This window comes from Halioglobus maricola, from assembly GCF_009388985.1.
Taxonomy (GTDB): Bacteria; Pseudomonadota; Gammaproteobacteria; order Pseudomonadales; family Halieaceae; genus Halioglobus; species Halioglobus maricola.
On sequence record NZ_CP036422.1, the window covers coordinates 3,013,548 to 3,030,937 of the forward strand.

Sequence of the window (17,390 nt, forward strand, 5' to 3'; positions counted from 1 at the left end):
ATATTCTTATATATAACAACGACTTAAGGATTTTCTAAGAAAAACGAGGTAGATCTCAAGCAGATTGCCTCTGCTTGCGGTAGGCAGATGGCGTCAACCCCGTATATCGCTTGAACATGACATTGAAGGAAGTTTTGGAGTTGAAACCCACCCCCAGGCCAACATCCAACAGTGAGGAACCCTGCTGGCCCGGTGAGGCAATGAGCGTGCGAGCCTCTTCTACACGCGCTCGATTGATAAATTCGGAAAAATTGCACTTGTAGACATCATTGATGACTTCAGAGAGCGCACGGCCGGGCACGCCGAGGTCGCTGGCCAGGTCGCTCACAGCCAGTTGCGGATTGAGGTAAGGTTTTTCAACTGCCATAAACTCCGCAAGGCGCTCAGCAAGCGCCGGGTCGGATGGTCTGTCCTCGCTTGATACAGAGGTATCCAGGCCCAGGGCCTGCTCACCAGTATCAACCGCTGGCAACAGCGCCGGGCGCCGCATCCCCTGCAGTACAAGATAGGCCAGCGCAAGACAGACTCCCACAAGAAACAGTGCATGTCCCAGCGCCATGCGCTGGGGCGACAAAACGAAACCCAGCGCTGAACGCAGTAACTCCAGCACTATCAACGCACTGAAGGCATAAAGTATTCGCTCCAGCCAGCGCAGCCCCTCGGGCTCCCCGGTCGAGCGCGTGCGCGCAATAATCTGCTTGAAGCGCGCCACCAGATGGAAGCTGGCAGCAATGTAAGCAATCATCAACAGACCGAGCAGCGGCGCCAGCGTGCCACCCTCCTCTGGCACAATGAGACGCCATACCAGTACCCCCGCAAAGGGAAGCAGGTGCAATAGTTGAATTGGACGGTAGCGAAAGTCCCGATAGAGCAACTCACAAGTGGCGAAATACACCAGCGGCGCGTAGAAGAACCGCAAGCTGTTTGCGACGGCCTGCACATACTCACTCGCGACAAGGTCCGCAACAAGACGCAACAGGTTGTGCACAACCAGCGCAAACAGGAACACCGTCATGGCGCGGTTGCGCCGTGTACTGTGCAGGTAGTATCCGAGCAGGCTGCCCAACACAACCAGCAATATCTGCAGGACGTTTGTCCAGGTGATCAGCATTTAGGGCTAATGATTTTCCGTAGTTGTAGCGAGTCAGTATACGGAAAAAACCGGCATATTCCTGCCGAGGCGGGGATAGAAACCAGCAACTGAGTCAGGCCTATGGGCTGCTCAGTTGCCGGGGTTTACAGCGTTTATACGGCGTCGAGGATTTCTATTTCGGGGGGGCCTGCCACGAGCGCGGCCAAAACCTTATTGGCGTCGCGAAAATAGTCCGCCTTGCCATGCGCATCCAGGGCTTCGGCACTATCGTACTGTTCCAGGACCTTGTATATCTGACGGTCGGCCTTACTCCGATGCAAGGCATAGATAATATTACCAGGTTCGTTGGCTCGCACCTGTTCAGTCAAACTCAAAAATATCTGCTCAAACTCTGCGTTCTTACCTTCTTGGACCGTGATTGTTGCAATCAAACCTAAAGCCATTGTGGTTCTCCTGTTTTTCTAGAAACCAGCGCTGGGCTCACCCCGTGAGATGTCCCAACGCTTCTCTTCCTGGACTCAGGCAACCTCAAACAGGCCCGCTGCACCCATACCGCCGCCCACGCACATGGTAATTACCACGTATTTAACGCCGCGACGTTTTCCCTCGATCAGAGCGTGACCAATCATGCGCGAGCCGCTCATACCGTAGGGGTGACCGATAGAAATCGCACCGCCGTTGACGTTGAGCTTGTCGTTGTCGATACCCAGTTGGTCGCGGCAGTGTATTACCTGCACGGCAAATGCCTCGTTCAGCTCCCACAGGCCGATATCACCCACGGACAGACCGTGCTGCTTGAGCAGCTTGGGTACCGCATATACCGGCCCAATACCCATCTCATCGGGTTCCAGACCTGCCACGGCAATACCCCGGTAGATACCCAGAGGCTCAAGTCCTCTCTGTTCGGCCAGCTTTGCATCCATAACGACCTGCGCCGAGGAACCGTCCGAGAGCTGTGAAGCATTTCCCGCTGTAATGGTACCGCCGTCTATGACAGTCTTGAGGCCCGCCAGGCCTTCTATCGTCGTCGCACGCAGACCCTCGTCACGCTCGACAGTCGCTTCCACCTCAGATGCTTCGCCGGTTTCTTTATTCCATACGGTGCGCTTGCAGGTGACCGCCACCAATTCATCGTCATACTTGCCCGCTTCATAGGCTGCAGCCGTACGTTGTTGCGACTGCAAACCATACTCGTCCATTGCCTGACGCGAGACGTTGTAACGGCTCGCCACGACCTCCGCTGTCTGCAGCATTGGCATGTGGATATTCGGATGCATGGCCATCAGTTCCTCATCTACCATGCGATGCAGGTTCATGTGCTCGTTCTGCACCAGGGAAATAGAATCGAGACCACCACCCACAACCACATCCATACCGTCATACATCACCTGCTTGGCGGCAGTTGCCACTGCCATCAGACCTGACGAACACTGACGATCAAGAGTCATGCCGGAGGTGGTCACCGGCAAACCTGCGCGCAAAGCAATCTGGCGAGCGACATTGGAACCCGTGGCGCCCTGTTGCAGAGCGCTGCCCATGATCACATCTTCCACCTCGCCGGGTTCGATACCGGCACGCCTGACTGCCTCAGCGACAGAGGCGGCGCCCAGTGATGCGCCACCCAGATTATTGAAGCCGCCCCGGTAGGCCTTGGCGATGGGTGTTCTTGCTGTCGATACAATTACTGCTTCTTTCATGTGTTTTCTCCTTTGAATTCGAGTTTCACTATCCAGGGGTAAATGAGGGGACTGACCGCAATTTCTTCAAGCAGTATAGCTAGAAGCCAGACGGTCCACAGAGGCATAGAATCCCGCCATGGTCTCCTGGAGTATCTCCTCGGCGCTCTTCACCGCATCGATTCGTCCGACCACCTGGCCCGAGAGCGGTATCGCTGCCTCCATGTCACCACCAAAGTACAACTCCGGGATGCCCGCCATTTGCTCCATCACATTGAATTTGCCGAGTGGCAGCAAGCCATCAGTGCGCTCAGTGCGCAATGCACGCAAGGCTGGACGCGACGCCTGGTTGAGAAACACCGTGTCGGTTTCCTTGGCATCAACGACGGCCTGCTTCCAGTTGTTGTGAACCGGGGAATCGGCACAACTGAGCATACGAGTGCCCATCTGCACACCCTCTGCGCCCATGGCAAAAGCACCGGCCATGGAAACACCGTCACAGATACCTCCTGCGGCGATAATCGGCACATCAACCCTCGAGCGAATCAGCGGCAACAGCACCATGCTGGATACGGGGCTCGGATTCTTGAAGCCGCCACCCTCTCCACCTTCTACCACCAGGCCATCCACGCCGTAGTCGATGGCCTTGAGGGCCATATCCAGTGTCGGCACCACGTGAAAAACTTTTATGCCTGCTTCCTGGAAGGCCTTGGTGCACACATTCGGGCTGCCCGACGAAGTAGTGACGAACTTGATACCCTGCTCTATGACAAAGTCGATAATGTTGGTGCCCTTGACGTAGGACAGCGCCACATTCATGCCAAAGGGTTTGTCGGTAAGGTCGCGCATTTTTGCAACCTCAGCGCGGATGTTATCGAACTCGCCTGATGCAGTTTCGATAACACCCAGCCCACCCGCGTTACTGACAGCAGCAGCCAACTGGGACCGTGCGATCCAGCCCATCGGTGCTTGAATGATGGGATAGTCGGTGCCCGTCATTGCGGTCACTCGATTCCTTACTGGCTTTTCCGCCATGGATAACTCCTATTTTCTCACTAACTGGTTTTTTTAATTTTCTCTATCTGAAAACCGACCGTGCTCACGCAGTGGCCAGCATCATCTCTACCCCGGAACCCTGCAGCAGCGCATCCACGCGCGCGCGATCGTCTTCGCTGAGCGACTGGTAGCGTTCATTGGTCCATTTGAGACACTTGGCCTGGTAAGGGAAGGTCTGCTGGACCCATGGCGCTCCGTCAATCTCAGCTTCCCAGGTTTTCTCCCCCGCCTGAACAGCACGTGCATTAGCTATCTGCGCGGGCGCGTAGACACGGCCAATCTCTGCCATCAGGCCGCGCAGGCTGTCTGGCTGATCCTCGAGCGCAATCCAATCTGAATTCTTCGGCTCCAGACCACTCTGGTCTTCCATCAGGTCTACCCAGGCAACAGTGCGGGGCGACACTTCGTGGGCAATGGCCCTGGGTGTGGGGTCGAAACCGACCAGTTGGGTAAGTTGGCCATGTAGTCCAAAGTCACCGGCACCCGGGCGGCCACCCAGCATAAAAGGCTGGTTGGCCAGGTGATTTTCCATCGCCGCCAGGAAACGACGATAACTGGCGTCAATAACAGGAGCGGTAGTGTCATTGGAACCTACTACGTGAAGACGACCAATCTGGCGCTCCGCGAAAAATTGCTTGAAGTGCGCATGGTTTTCCTGAGAGACGCTCAAGTCAATACCAAGCGGTAACAGCGTGCCAGCGTTGTCCGCATCGATCTCAGGATACCAACGATAGTGGAACATAAACTTGGTGCACCACTCGTCGGCAAAATCCTCGATCAGGTAATCAATAAACGCTAACGCAGGGTCAGGCGGGAGTACAGTGCGACCGGGGTACATGGTCTCGAGCTTGCGAATGATAGGCGTGGAGTCACACTCAGCCCTTGTTTCGCCTCCCTCCTCAAAAAAGAACGTGGGATGAAAAGTCGGCCTGGGCTTCTCTACTCCAAGGGCATCACAGGCCTGCTCAGGCTGCCCCCAGCCTATGGCGTAAGGAACGCGCCGATAGCGCAGCAGGGCCACCATCTTCCGGGTGTAGGGTGAGGCGGTACCACCCACCAGCTTAATGGGTTCTTGTGAGGCCATAGTAATACTCCTTGTTGCGGTGCCATCTGTCGCCGGCAAATCGGCATCGATATTGACACATATAATGTCATTATGTAAACCTTGACTGAAGAACTGGGGGACAGTGACATGTATACAGGCGAGTACCAGCTGGTGGGTAGCGAGATGAGCTTTTTCACCCGCAAACTGGAAGCACAGCTCCGCTTCCAGCAGATACCGTGGCGCTATGTGTTCAAGACTGAAGAGCGTAAGGGCGAGGTGGAAAAACGCGCCAACACGCACTTTATCCCTCTGCTGATAACTCCTGACAAGTGGTTGATTCACGACACCATCGCCATAGGACCTATGCTCAGCGACCGCTTTGACCAGCGCTCTGTCGTACCGGAAACGGCCCTGCAGCGCATCTGTTGCTATGTCCTGGAGGACGCCTTCAACCACTGGCTGGGCCGCGTCTGCGTGCACTCCCGCTGGTGTTATCCAGACAACGTCGCCTGGGTTGGCCCCCGATTTGGTGCTAACTTGATGCTGGACCGCTCTGTCGACCAACCGTTTTCTGCTGAAGAGCTGACACAGCTCGCCCCCATTGGCCCCATGATGCATCAAGGGTTCGGCCAGGGCGTTTGCGAGACAAATGGTGTAGGACCGGACCAGGCTGAAGCAGTCCAGGGTGACTTCAAGAACATGCTGGACGCTCTTGCCACACACTTCGCCAGCAACGATTTTTTACTGGGTGACAGACCCTGCCTGGCAGACTTTGCCCTGGCGGGAGCCAGCAAGGCTCACTTTATCTGCGACCCCGAGCCTAAAAGTTGGCTGGGGGAACACAGCGAGATGCTGCATAAATATACCGAACGTTTTTACAGCGACTGGCAAGGCGAGCTTGTGCCCTGGCCCTCGGGCGACAAGGTTCCGGCTACCCTGCACGTCGTTCTGGATTACCTTCAGGAGAGCTACTACCCGTCTGCCAGAGCCAACATCACGGCGGGCCTGGCGGGTGAAAAATACTACGAGTACGAATCCGGCTTTGGCACTATCCGGGCGCGCACCCAGCGGCGCCTCAACCTGGCCAGGCTGCACGTACAGGACGAACTTCAGCGCTCAGGTGGCGCGCAAGACCCCGGTGTACTAACGCTGTTCGCCGGACGCGGTATCCTGGAACACTACCTGAACTAGCCCCGACTACCGCCATCTCCAACGCACAGGAAATAATCCATGTCCACTCGCATCAAACTCTGGCTTGTACCTGCACTGCTCTATGCACTGTTTGTTTACTGGTACACCGACTTTGGCGGCCCGCTGAACGACGCCGAAGTTGATCAATTCGTCGCGACTATGAAAAGCAACGGCAGCGACCCCGAAGTCGTCGCCTTCATTGAGAAGTTCGCACGCCAGGACAGCGGCCGCCAGTTCCTCATGGTCAACAATATCGATATGAACGAGAGCCCCCCCGATGTCGAAGGCGCGGAACCTGGCGAAAACGCCTCAGACCTCATGGCTCGCTATATGGAGCATATGATACCCGCGCTACTTTCCCGCGCCAGTCACCCGGTATTTATCGGTGCCGCTGTCTATCCCGCCCTGGATCTGGTGGGTATCGAAGGTGCGGAAAACTGGGACCAGGCGGCACTGTTTCGCTATCGCAGCCGCCGCACTTTCCTGGAGATCGTGACCAATCCTGCCTTCAATGGAAAGCACCACTTCAAGACAGCCGCACTGGAAAAAACTATCGCTTATCCAACGGAAACCAACGTCTATCTCGGTGACCCAAGGCTGCTGCTAGGGCTTGTATTACTCGCATTCACCGCGCTACTGGACAGCATCAGGATGTCCAGGAACGCTACGAAAGAATGAGCTGTAAGATCATCGCAGCAAGGGCCAGGACCATAGCGACTGTTACCCGCGGAGAGGCGTACAAGTTCACCTGAGACTGCGCTGGAAAAGCGAACGTCTGCTGCAATGCAGCAATCTTGTACTTGTGAATATCCTGGAAACTCGAACTCGCAAACGACAGTTCAACGAAGTCGCGCCGAGAGCGATATCGAATCAGACCCGCCGCATGCCAACCGGGATCGGATGGCGTATTCCATCCGTCCAGATAGCCGCCCACAGCGCGACTCGTGATTACGGGATGCCCAGCACGGCGAACGACTCGCCCCATGAAGGGCCTGAAGTATTCCTGCAGTACGGCATCGGCTCGCGCATCCTGCCCCGTGTCGGGGTGCTTGATCGGCGAGGCATTGAACTGCAGTAAGTTCACCATGATGAATTCCCTGCCGTCGTCCTTTTCGAGAAATTTCTTCATCACGGCGAGGTCAGTGGCATCAAGTTCCTCACTCTGTTCAAGCAGCCGAGTGTATTTCTCAACCTCCGCGACAGAGAGAGGCTTGCGCAGGCCGTCATACCAGAGCCGAAATGCCAGGTATATCGCCAGAGCTACCATCCAGATTGCTGTGATCACAAGGCCGTGCCCCCTTTTAGCTGTTATTTAGACGACAAGGTTTTGTTCGTGACGCTGCAGTATCTCCCGCAGCGTACGACTGATCCGAGTTTGCTGCCGAATCATCTCCAGTTTTGGCCAGGTACTGCGCTCGCCCGAGGCGACCAACTTGAGTACCTGTTTCTCCCCGGGGAAGCCGAGCAGAGAACGGGGGTTGATCAAGCGATAGTCCGGCAGAATATTGATATCACCCACGTAGTCCTGGTTTATGATTGATCGCATCAGGCTGGTGGCCTGGGTGATTGGACCATTCTTCTTGTCCGCTCGATCGAGGATCGTAGTGACCGCGTTAAACCATTCACGAGTGGTGCGACGGCTCGCGTTCTGAAGCAGCCCAAGGGTGGTTTGCTTGCGATGTCCGTCACTCACAAATGGCAGCACATGAGGGTTGGTTTGGCTGACGATATAATGATTAACCCCGTACAAACGCGCCAAACGCTTGGCGGGCATGTCGTCACTGACTGAACCATCTACCCAGCGACGCGACGGCAAATAGCTCTTGATATACCCGTCGTCATCCAATGCCTGCAGGGTCACGGGCGGGTATATCCCGGGCACCGCGGCAGAAGCGAGTACGGCACTGCGCATCAGCACAGAGGGCGAGGTCGTGGCATTAAGAAGACGGGATGTCTGGTGCGTTTCCGCCGGAGCGATAGAGACATTCATCGCCCTGCCGGTTTTCTCAAAGGCCTTCTGAAAGGTCATATCATCGGGTAAATACTGCCTCAGGCTCTCCTCTATATCCGCCTGATCGGTAGTTCCCGGGCGCTTGGAAGCGTCAGGCATTCTTTCGAGAAACACCTCGGGCTCCATGATTTCGCGCAACTCGTCGTCCGTGTGACTGCAGACAATGCTCCCTACAATAGAACCGCCACTGGAACCCGACATCACAGCAGGAAGCAGGTCAGCCTCTTGCAGCGCCCGCGCAACGCCCATGTGAAAATACAGCAGAGAGCCGGAGCCGCTCATCATAAATGCAGTGTGGCCAAAACAATGACTGGCCCGCCGGAAGAAATCGAGTTTTTCTTCGGGGCTTATATCTCCGGTATCTTCGCCGGAGAGGTGTTCAAGAGTATGGACAATCTCCTCGATGTAATCCTCAATAACTAGCTTGGTGCCAGAGAGCGCATGCCCGTAAAGACCCGCCCGGCCCATCCCCCCCATATTGCCGTGTATGCCCTCGTTCAAGGTATACAGCAAGCCGCGATGATCGTGCCGGGCCTTGAGACTGCGCAGGCGATCAAGGCGGGTTCGAATGGAGACGTAATCGTATTGTCGACTGTGATCACTCCGGCGCCAGCGGTCCAGACCCTGGCGCTTGTCGTAAGCCTCTGCAGCTTCGCGCCACTCCTGATAGCTGCCCGCACCTCTCAGCGCTCGTTTGGCTTGGAACTGCGTCGCTATACCCATTTGGCTTCCCTATACATCCATCACGTTAGTCGATAACTTCTACTGTCAGCAAAGACATTATGCACCCTCTCTGCTGAAAAACGCAGCTCGCATGCCGCGGAGTTGGGGCACTTTATATGCCTCGGGCAATGTGCAGATTCTGTCCATATGGGTAGTACTGCCGTCGGCATACTCCCACACCAGTTGGTCGCCCTGCATATAGCGCTTGACCACTACCGGACCCCAACCAAAGGGGTGGAAATCCAGCACCCCGTTATTCCAGATCATACTGGCTGACGTGCGCATGCAGTACTCGTTATCGCCAACGGTGAAGAGCACCGAACCCTCGGTATCGTCAGTATTTAGGCCCGCCGTGCTGTTGGGGCCATAGTCGTGAATAAGCCCGCTTGAAGTTACTACGACACGGCTGCCGCACTGCTCTACCCGCTCGACGTGCCCTACATGGCCACCCTCCACGCCGATCCACAGGCCCCGGATATCATCAGCGCCCTCTGTCAAAGGCTCGGTACATTGGGCCAGAATCGGCAGCGGAAAATGTGCGTAGCCGCAGCCCGGCGTATTACCCTTGGGTATTTCCACCGCCCGCATGCCGCTGCCGTCGAGTTCCGGCAGATCACAGTAATCAAGGGTACTGCCATCACCTGCCAGGGTGGCCGGGTCTGTCGTCAATGGCGGCCGCGACGAAAAGTAGCCCAGCCAGAACAGAAACAGGAACAGACAGAGCGGCACCACGACAAGCGCGATAAGTATTTTCTTGAGCATTTCAGTTACCCGGCCTCTGCAACAAGAGCGTCAGCCATGGGGCCAAACCACGTTTGCTTCAGGGTTTTGAAAATGCCTGGCTCCTTGGTGGCCAACTTATTTGCCAGCGCTTTTGCCTGGTCCAGCAATGTTTCGGCCGATGCCTTGCTATCGACGATACCTGCCGCCATCCCCTCAACGGCGGTATAGCGCTTACCGGTGAGCAAGGCATCGCGAGCAGTATTGGCTGGCAGCTTGCCTTGCAAAATACCCATCATAGCGGGGGGAATGGGCACGCCCACATCCACCTCTGAGATACAGAACCAGCCCTTATCCTCACGCATGATGCGATAGTCGCAGGACAAAGCCATAAATGCACCTCCGGCAAACGCATGGCCGTTAACAGCTGCTACCGTTGGACATGGAAGAATCAGGAAACGCTGGTGGATCTCGGCCATACGCCGTCCAAACGGGCCCATTTGCTCGGGCGATAGCGTCATCAGCTTTTCCAGATTGAGGCCACTACAGAAAAACTTGTCGACCCCCGTCAGCACCAGCGATGTGCCCTGGCCACAGTCTGCCTCCACCGTATCCAGAATTTCCAGCATGCGCTGATGCCACTCAGGGCAGATCGTATTGGCACCGTCGTTCATGGTCACCAGGTGGAGTTCACCTACCTTTTCGTAGTCGATCATTGTAATTCCTGTTTTCAAGCGGCCACGGCGGCGGCTGGTTGCTCGGAGGCGTTTACCAGGGCAGCAAAGCACTGCTGTTGGTAATCGGCATCGCCGAACAGGGTGTTGGCGATCATCAGGCGCTTAACGTAGGAGCCCACAGAGAGTTCCTCGGTCATACCCATGCCGCCGTGCATCTGAATGCCCTCACCGCCGATCTTGCGACCAGCACGACCTACCATGACTTTCAGCGCCAGCAAACTGCGCTGTGCGTCCTCATCGCCTGCTTCCAGTGCGCAAACCGCTCGATAGAGCAGGGATTTGGTGTTTTCGCAGGCAGCGAACATGTCCACCATGCGGTGCTGTAGTGCCTGGAACGAGCCGATATGGGTGCCGAACTGCTTGCGGGTTTTCAGGTAATCCAGCGTCTGGGTATTGAGGGACTCCATCGCCCCCAGGGCATCGGCTGCAACGGCGAGCATGGCCCGGTCTACCACAGGCCTCATCAGGCTGTAGCCCTCTCCCGGGCCACCGATCACCGCTTCAGCGGTGACATTGTCCAGGGTGATGTTTGCCGCTTCACGGCCATCAGTCATACGGTAAGCCGTTGTGTTCACTCCTTCTGCAAAAGCGTCGACGAGGAACAGACTCAGACCACTTTCGTCAGATTGCTCACCGGATGTACGCGCTAGAACCACCAGTTTCTGCGCAGCGCTGCCATTGAGCACGACCGTTTTTTCCCCATTGAGCACCCAGCTCACGCCATCCTGCCGGGCGCGGGTTTTCACATCACTCATAGAGTACCGGCTCTGACGTTCAACGAAGGCGAAGGAGCCCTGCAGCTCGCCGGCAATAATCTGCGGAATCAGCTCATTCGTTAACTCAGCATTGGCACCGGCTTGCAGTAGACCGCCAAACAACAATACTGTCGGCAGGAAGGGCTCCGATACCAGGCCTCGACCGAACTCCTGCATGATCACCATAGTATCTACCGGACCACCTCCAAAGCCGCCATACTCCTCAGCGAAAGGAATGGACAACCAGCCCAGTTCCGCGAACTTCTGCCAGTGCTCAGCACTGAAACCATGCTGTAACGCTACCGTCGCGTTGCGTTGGTCAAAAGCGTAATTATCCTGGACGAAGCGTGCCACGCTATCCTGGATCATGGTCTGTTCTTCGGTAAGATTAAAATTCATTGCTTATCTCCTGACGATCAGCCTACAGGCCCAGTACATGCTTTGCGGTGACGTTTTTCTGCACTTCATCGGAACCACCATAAATGGAGGATGCGCGCCCGCGGAAGTACAGCTTCTGTGCAACGTCGGCAAAGTCATGGCCTAGCTGCGACGAACTCAAATCCCCCTGCTGTGTCTGGCTGTAGTAGCCGGCCACGTCCATGCGCAGTTCCTGTAACGTCTTCTGGATGGTTGTGCCTTGCAGCTTCAACAACGAGGACTCCGGCCCGGGCATCCCACCCTCCGCAGCGGCTGCCAGCACACGCAACTCGGTAAACTCCAGTGCCATCAGGTCTATCTCTACCTCTGCCAGGCGATTTGCGAACACCGGGTCATCGAGTAACGATTGTCCGCCGTTGACCTCGTCGCGAGCCAATTCTCGCAGCTGTGCCAGGTTGCGCTTCGATTCAGCTACCTCAGCGATAGACAGCCTCTCGTGCACTAGGAGTGACTTGGCATAGGTCCAGCCCTTGCCCTCTTCGCCGATACGGTTGCTCACTGGCACCCGAGCGTTGTCGAAGTGCACTTCATTCAGGTGGTAAATACCGTCGATGGTGTCGATCGGGCTTACAGTCACGCCAGGGGTGTTCATATCGACCAGAAGGAAGCTGATGCCTTCCTGCTTCCGGCCACTGTTGTCGGTGCGCACCAGGCAGAAAATCCAGTCCGCAGCCTGGGCGAACGATGTCCATATTTTGCTGCCGCTGACTACGTACTCGTCGCCGTCTCTTTCCGCCTTACACTGCAGCGATGCAAGGTCGGAGCCGGCACCCGGCTCTGAATAGCCCTGACACCACCAGTCGTCACTGTTGAGGATACGCGGTAAGAAGCGTGCCTTTTGCTCTGCACTGCCATAGGTGTAAATCACCGGTGCCACCATGGTCACGCCGAAGGGAATCGGTGCGGGCGCCCCTGCCTTGCCACGCTCGGCATTAAAGATAAAGTGCTGGGTCATGCTCCAGTCCTGACCTCCGTACTCAACCGGCCAGCCAGGGGCCATCCAGCCCCTGGCATTAAGGCGGCGCTGATATTCGAGCATCGCAGCTTTAAGATTGGGCGATGCCTCCGCACCCTCGAGCTGGGCGCGTAAGTCATCATCAAGGGTATCGGCAAAAAACTGGCGGACCTCCGCCTGAAATGCGAGCTCTTCGTCGCTAAATCTTGTATCCACGGTTATCTCCTATTCATTAGCGGCCAGTGACATCCAGAATGGCCTTCACACATTGTTCGGGCTGGTCCTGTTGCGGGAAGTGACCGGCGGGGCCTATGGTTCTATGATCGACCCCCTGACAACCGGGCACGGAATCCAGAAACGGTTGCTCCATGCCGGCTGTCACCGGGTCATCATCGGCGAAAGCACACAGAAAGGGCTTGTCGAACTGTTTGAGCACTTTCCACGCGATTTTGTTTTCAGCGACTTCCGGTTCGTCTGCGAACAGAGGCACGAGTGACGGAAAGCGGCGAGCCCCCGCCAGGTAGGACTCGTCGGGGTAAGGCGCGTTAAAGGCCTCCTTTTCAAGCTCGGTGAGCGGTGCGGCATTCCCAATAAGGTCGATTGGATCACCCGGGCGCACTATTTCCGGGCTTTCAGCGCAGAACTTGCGCCAGTAAAGGAACCCCGGAACCCCAGGAGGGCCACCTTCATAATTGCCGCGAAAACACGCTTCCAGTTCCGCCGCCTTCACCACGGGCAGGGTCTTATAGGTTTCTCTGGCAGGCCCCGCGAACTCATCAGGTATTGGCCCGGCGGGCAACCCCCCATTGGACAACACTACGCCGGAAAATCGCTCCGGGAATGCCGCCACCAGGCGCAGGCCAATCAGGCTGCCCCAGTCCTGTAAGAACACTGTTATGCCGGTGAGATCCAACTGGGCTAACCAGTCGCTCATCCAGGCCACATGACGGGCGTAGGTGTAGTCCTCTAGCCGGACAGGCTTGTCCGAGCGTCCAAAGCCAACGAGGTCAGGGGCGATAACGCGAAAACCAGCCGCAACCAACGGAGGAATCATATGCCGGTAAAGATAGCTCCAGGCGGGCTGGCCGTGCAGCAACAGGACTACATCACCATCAGGCGCTCCCTCATCCAGATAGTGAATGCGCAGCTCACCCCCTTCGGTGTCATCTACCTGCAGGTAGTTGGGATTGAAGGGATAACCGGGCAGATTATCGAATCGCTCGTCGGGTGTACGTCTGGCTTGCATTGTCCGAAAGAACTCCTTGTTGTTGGTTCAGCAAAATCACTTTTGCCTAGTTATTAATCTCGAAACTCATCTCATCATCGCTTGATTTTCTGGACGTTTCAACATATCTTATGCCGATACTTTATGACACAAGTAGTGCCATTACAAGATAATAATCTTCAAAGGAGTATCACCATGTCCAAGTTAAAGCCTCTAGTATCCGGCCTCGCCCTGGCTATCTATGGCGCGGGCGCATTCGGCCAAACGGCCACACTTGAAGAAGTGATCGTTACCGCTACTAAGAAAGCTGAAAGCCTGCAGGACATCGCTGTCACCGTAACCGCATTCAGTGAAGACACCATCCTGGAAGCCAATATTCGCGATGCCGGCGATGTGGCGATTTTGACCCCCTCTCTGAACATCAACGCCAATATCAGCCCGTTCAGCACCCGGGTCACAATACGTGGCATCGGCACGACTGGCTCCACCTTCCTTGAGCCCTCCGTGGGCACATTTGTCGATGGGGTCTATCTCAATCGCTCCGGATTGGCGGTATCAGATCTGGTGGATATAGAACGCATCGAGGTCCTCCAAGGGCCACAAGGCACCTTGTACGGCAAGAACACCAACGCCGGCGCCATCAGCATTACCACCAAGTCTCCCAATTTCGAGGAGACTGAAGGACACCTGGAAGCCACGGCAGGAAACTATTCCATGCAGCGCTTCACCGGCTCAGCGTCTGGCCCTATCGCCGAGAATCTGGCCTATCGCATTGCCGGCAATTACCACGAGCGAGACGGCTATCTCGAGAACCTCGCGGGCCCGGATCTCAACGACGCTGATGAATGGAACGTTGTCGGCAAGGTGGCCTGGGAGCCTACTGACGAACTCGCTATTCTGCTCAAAGCGAGCAGAGTGGAACGCGACATGAATTGCTGTTCGCCAGACTCAGTTCACGACCCCCTAGCTGACCAGGCGATCATCGACCGCGGACAGCCACCCCTGGGAGATGATCCGTTCGATCACAAAACCTCCCAGGACGTACCCAGCCCCTTCGAGCAAGAGGCCACCGCAGCATCACTGCACATTGACTATGACGCAGACTGGGGGAAGATCGAGTCCATCACTGCGTGGGATGACTATGAAGTTGAGTCCTCCCAGGAAGCCAGCCGCTCTGTCTTGGATACAACCTGGCTGGACCAGCCCCAGTCGGGTGACAGCTTCTCCCAGGAATTGCGCTTCAGTAACAGCACCGACAACGTCGACTATATGGCAGGCGTATATTACTTCGAACAGGAAACCCGTGAGTTTGAAGGAGAGCTGTCCTCCGTAATCGGCTCTGACGTAGCGATCGGCGCACAGATATTTGGCCCACAACTGCCGCTGATCGTCGCCCCCGGAGATTACAGCTATCAGGACAGCGTTTTCGAAACAGAAACCATGGCCGTGTTCGGCCGCGCGACCTGGCATGTCGGTGATAACTGGCACCTCACCGGCGGATTGCGATGGAGCGACGAGGAAAAAGACGCAGACCTGTTTGTGGATGTGACATCGACAGCACTCACGGCACAGGACCCAGAGAACATTCCGCCCGCGATACTCGCATTGCTGGCACAACAGGGTATATTCCCTCCTTTCTCACTCCTGTCCTCAGCGCGCCCGGAGATTGATGAGTCTTTCAATCGCAGCAGTGACAACGTCGACTGGCTGGCAAGCGCGAGCTACGACCTGAATTTCGACACCCTGCTTTTTGCCAGCGCCTCTACAGGCACAAAGTCCGGTGGATTCAACGGGGTTGCCGGTGAATCCGAAGACCGGGAGTTCGACGACGAATCAACTACCAGCTACGAGTTAGGCATCAAGACAACCCTGATGGACTCGCGTCTGCGGATCAACTCCACCCTATTCTTCACCCAGATAGAAGACATGCAGACCAACCAGCAGGCAGCAAGCGGCCTGGGGCAGTTCACATCCAACCAGGGCGAGGCTGAAGTCGCGGGCCTGGATTTCCAGATGGATGCCCTGCCATTGCAGAATCTGACAGTGACCTTTGGCCTGCAGTATCTGGACAAGTATGAATTTACCGGTGGGCCAGACAAGGGTCTGGATCTGGCCTATGCGGCAGAACTCAGTGGCAGTCTCGCGGCAACGCTTGTCTTCCCCCTGGCGGACGGCGGCGTATATCTGCGCGGTGACTACAGCTTCATGGATGACCACACGACAAATCCAGCCCCGGCTGCACAACTGGAAGACAAGGACGTACAGGACCGACAGAACCTGAACATGGTCCTGGGCTGGCGCAATGACAATTGGAACCTTAGCGTGTGGGGCAAAAACCTGACCGACGAAGAGTATGCGGTGCAGACACTTGTGCCCTACCCCATCACCGACATGGACGCCTACTTTCTCGCCCCACCAAGAACCTACGGTGCAACCCTGCGCTACGACTTCTAAATAGCGGGGCAAAAAAAGGGGGCAGGCCACGATTTCTGAACATTCGAAATCGTGGCCTGCCCCCTTTTAGTTTTTCTTCTAGCCGGTCAGTTCACGAATGGTGAGCTTGGCCAACTGGGACATGTGCACTTCGTCTGGGCCATCGGCGATACGGCAAAAACGTGCATGAGTAAACACATCGGGAATCATGGTGTCCTGGCAGACGCCCATACCACCAAACACCTGCATGGCACGATCGGCCACATTCTGGGCCATCTGCGGCCCGACAATCTTGACCATGGAAATATAGGGCATGGCAGCTTTAACGCCTTCTCTGTCCATCACCTCGGCCGCTTGTAGCACCAGCAGGCGGGCCTGCTCAATGTCACAGCGACAGCGTGCTATTTCATGCTGGACGCTGGTTTTCTTGCTGAGCTTTTCGCCAAAGGCGACGCGCTCTTCTGCGCGTGCGCACATTAACTCGAGGCAACGTTGCGCTGCGCCCACAAGCGTCATGGCGTACTGAAAACGGCCTGGCCCAAGGCGGCCCTGGGCAATTTCAAAACCACAGCCCTCCCCCTTGATCATATTGCTTACAGGCACTCGCACATCTTCAAACAGGAATTCCGCCTCACCACCGGGCGAATGGTAGCTGTCGAACACCCGCAGCGGACGCACCAGTGTAATCCCCGGTGTGTCGCGCGGCACCAAAATAGTGGAGTGCCGACGATGACGTTCAGCCTCTGGATTGGACAGTCCCATCACCAACATGATTTTGCAGCGCTCCTGTACAGCATTGGTGGTCCACCACTTGCGCCCATTGAGCACGTATTCGTCGCCATCCCGCTTAATTTCCAGCTCCATATTGGTGGCATCAGAAGATGCCACTTGAGGCTCGGTCATCGCATAGGCGGAACGAATCTCTCCGGCAAGCAATGGCTCCAACCACTGCTCCTGCTGCTCTGCCGTACCGTACTTTGCCAGCACTTCCATATTGCCGCGATCAGGTGCATTGCAGTTGAAAACCGCCTGGGCCCACATGACCTTGCTCATGGTTTCAAACAGTGGGGCAATTTCGATATTGGTTAGACCCGGGCTCCAGGGCTGGTACTCGTGTGGAAGAAACAGGTTCCACAAGCCTTCGGCTTTGGCTTTTTCGCGCAGGCCATCAAACCAGTCAGGCACCTGCCACTGATTATCCTGGTTCAGGGTGAATTCATTCCAATCGTGCTCACGAGGATAGATGTGTTCCTGCATGAACGCTTCCAGCCGGGTGTTAATCTCCCGAACTTTGTCGCTTACTTCAAATCCCATTGTCTTGCTCCTTTTGCA

Annotated in this window: 16 protein-coding genes; 3 read left to right on the top strand and 13 right to left on the bottom strand. The window is 56.1% G+C overall.

Translation table 11 applies throughout. From position 1 onward, the window contains the following. Positions 1-55: 55 nt before the first annotated feature. The 5 genes from EY643_RS13720 to EY643_RS13740 form a co-directional block, all read right to left on the bottom strand. Positions 56-1,111 (bottom strand): helix-turn-helix domain-containing protein, encoded by a 1,056-nt coding sequence (locus tag EY643_RS13720; RefSeq protein ID WP_153239767.1) that lies wholly within the window; start codon positions 1,109-1,111, stop codon positions 56-58. 134 nt (positions 1,112-1,245) lie between these two features. Beyond that, positions 1,246-1,536 (bottom strand): putative quinol monooxygenase, encoded by a 291-nt coding sequence (locus EY643_RS13725; RefSeq protein ID WP_153239768.1) that lies wholly within the window; start codon positions 1,534-1,536, stop codon positions 1,246-1,248. Positions 1,537-1,611: 75 nt separating this feature from the next. Next, a complete protein-coding gene (locus EY643_RS13730) occupies positions 1,612-2,790 on the bottom strand; it encodes an acetyl-CoA C-acyltransferase (RefSeq protein ID WP_153239769.1) in 1,179 nt (392 codons plus the stop codon). Positions 2,791-2,856: 66 nt separating this feature from the next. Beyond that, the gene (locus EY643_RS13735; RefSeq protein WP_153239770.1) at positions 2,857-3,804 is read right to left on the bottom strand and encodes an NAD(P)H-dependent flavin oxidoreductase; all 948 of its coding nucleotides are present in this window, start codon (positions 3,802-3,804) and stop codon (positions 2,857-2,859) included. A gap of 64 nt (positions 3,805-3,868) precedes the next feature. Beyond that, the gene (locus tag EY643_RS13740) at positions 3,869-4,909 is read right to left on the bottom strand and encodes a glutathione S-transferase N-terminal domain-containing protein (protein ID WP_153239771.1); all 1,041 of its coding nucleotides are present in this window, start codon (positions 4,907-4,909) and stop codon (positions 3,869-3,871) included. A 108-nt stretch (positions 4,910-5,017) separates the two neighbouring features. Between EY643_RS13740 and EY643_RS13745 the strand changes: the two genes are divergently transcribed. Then, positions 5,018-6,061, top strand: coding sequence for a glutathione binding-like protein (locus EY643_RS13745; RefSeq protein ID WP_153239772.1), 1,044 nt, complete (start codon positions 5,018-5,020; stop codon positions 6,059-6,061). A 39-nt stretch (positions 6,062-6,100) separates the two neighbouring features. After that, entirely contained in the window at positions 6,101-6,739 is a 639-nt protein-coding gene (locus EY643_RS13750; RefSeq protein ID WP_153239773.1) for a hypothetical protein, read from the top strand. Here EY643_RS13750 and EY643_RS13755 read toward each other — a convergent pair. The 7 genes from EY643_RS13755 to EY643_RS13785 are packed head-to-tail and all read right to left on the bottom strand — an operon-like array spanning position 6,726 to position 13,646. Next, complete coding sequence (locus EY643_RS13755; protein ID WP_153239774.1) at positions 6,726-7,346, bottom strand: hypothetical protein; 621 nt, start codon at positions 7,344-7,346, stop codon at positions 6,726-6,728. The two genes, EY643_RS13750 and EY643_RS13755, sit on opposite strands and share 14 nt — an antisense overlap. A 27-nt stretch (positions 7,347-7,373) precedes the next feature. Continuing rightward, the gene (locus EY643_RS13760) at positions 7,374-8,795 is read right to left on the bottom strand and encodes a DUF3336 domain-containing protein (protein ID WP_153239775.1); all 1,422 of its coding nucleotides are present in this window, start codon (positions 8,793-8,795) and stop codon (positions 7,374-7,376) included. Positions 8,796-8,852: 57 nt separating this feature from the next. Continuing rightward, complete coding sequence (locus EY643_RS13765) at positions 8,853-9,557, bottom strand: hypothetical protein (protein ID WP_153239776.1); 705 nt, start codon at positions 9,555-9,557, stop codon at positions 8,853-8,855. A gap of 5 nt (positions 9,558-9,562) precedes the next feature. After that, positions 9,563-10,231 carry an enoyl-CoA hydratase/isomerase family protein gene (locus EY643_RS13770; RefSeq protein WP_153239777.1) on the bottom strand — a complete coding sequence of 223 codons (669 nt, stop codon included), beginning with the start codon at positions 10,229-10,231 and terminating at the stop codon, positions 9,563-9,565. Between the two features lie 14 nt (positions 10,232-10,245). Next, on the bottom strand, positions 10,246-11,406 hold the full coding sequence (locus EY643_RS13775; protein WP_153239778.1) for an acyl-CoA dehydrogenase family protein: 1,161 nt from the start codon (positions 11,404-11,406) through the stop codon (positions 10,246-10,248). Positions 11,407-11,428: 22 nt separating this feature from the next. After that, positions 11,429-12,616 carry an acyl-CoA dehydrogenase family protein gene (locus EY643_RS13780; RefSeq protein ID WP_153239779.1) on the bottom strand — a complete coding sequence of 396 codons (1,188 nt, stop codon included), beginning with the start codon at positions 12,614-12,616 and terminating at the stop codon, positions 11,429-11,431. Positions 12,617-12,632: 16 nt separating this feature from the next. Continuing rightward, positions 12,633-13,646, bottom strand: a complete 1,014-nt coding sequence (locus tag EY643_RS13785; protein ID WP_153239780.1) for a haloalkane dehalogenase — start codon at positions 13,644-13,646, stop codon at positions 12,633-12,635. A 174-nt stretch (positions 13,647-13,820) separates the two neighbouring features. Here EY643_RS13785 and EY643_RS13790 point away from each other — a divergent pair, with 174 nt between their 5' ends. Continuing rightward, positions 13,821-16,079, top strand: coding sequence for a TonB-dependent receptor (locus EY643_RS13790; RefSeq protein WP_170287400.1), 2,259 nt, complete (start codon positions 13,821-13,823; stop codon positions 16,077-16,079). Positions 16,080-16,157: 78 nt separating this feature from the next. Here the strand turns inward: EY643_RS13790 and EY643_RS13795 are convergent, their stop codons facing one another. Next, complete coding sequence (locus EY643_RS13795; protein WP_153239782.1) at positions 16,158-17,372, bottom strand: acyl-CoA dehydrogenase family protein; 1,215 nt, start codon at positions 17,370-17,372, stop codon at positions 16,158-16,160. Positions 17,373-17,390: the final 18 nt, after the last annotated feature.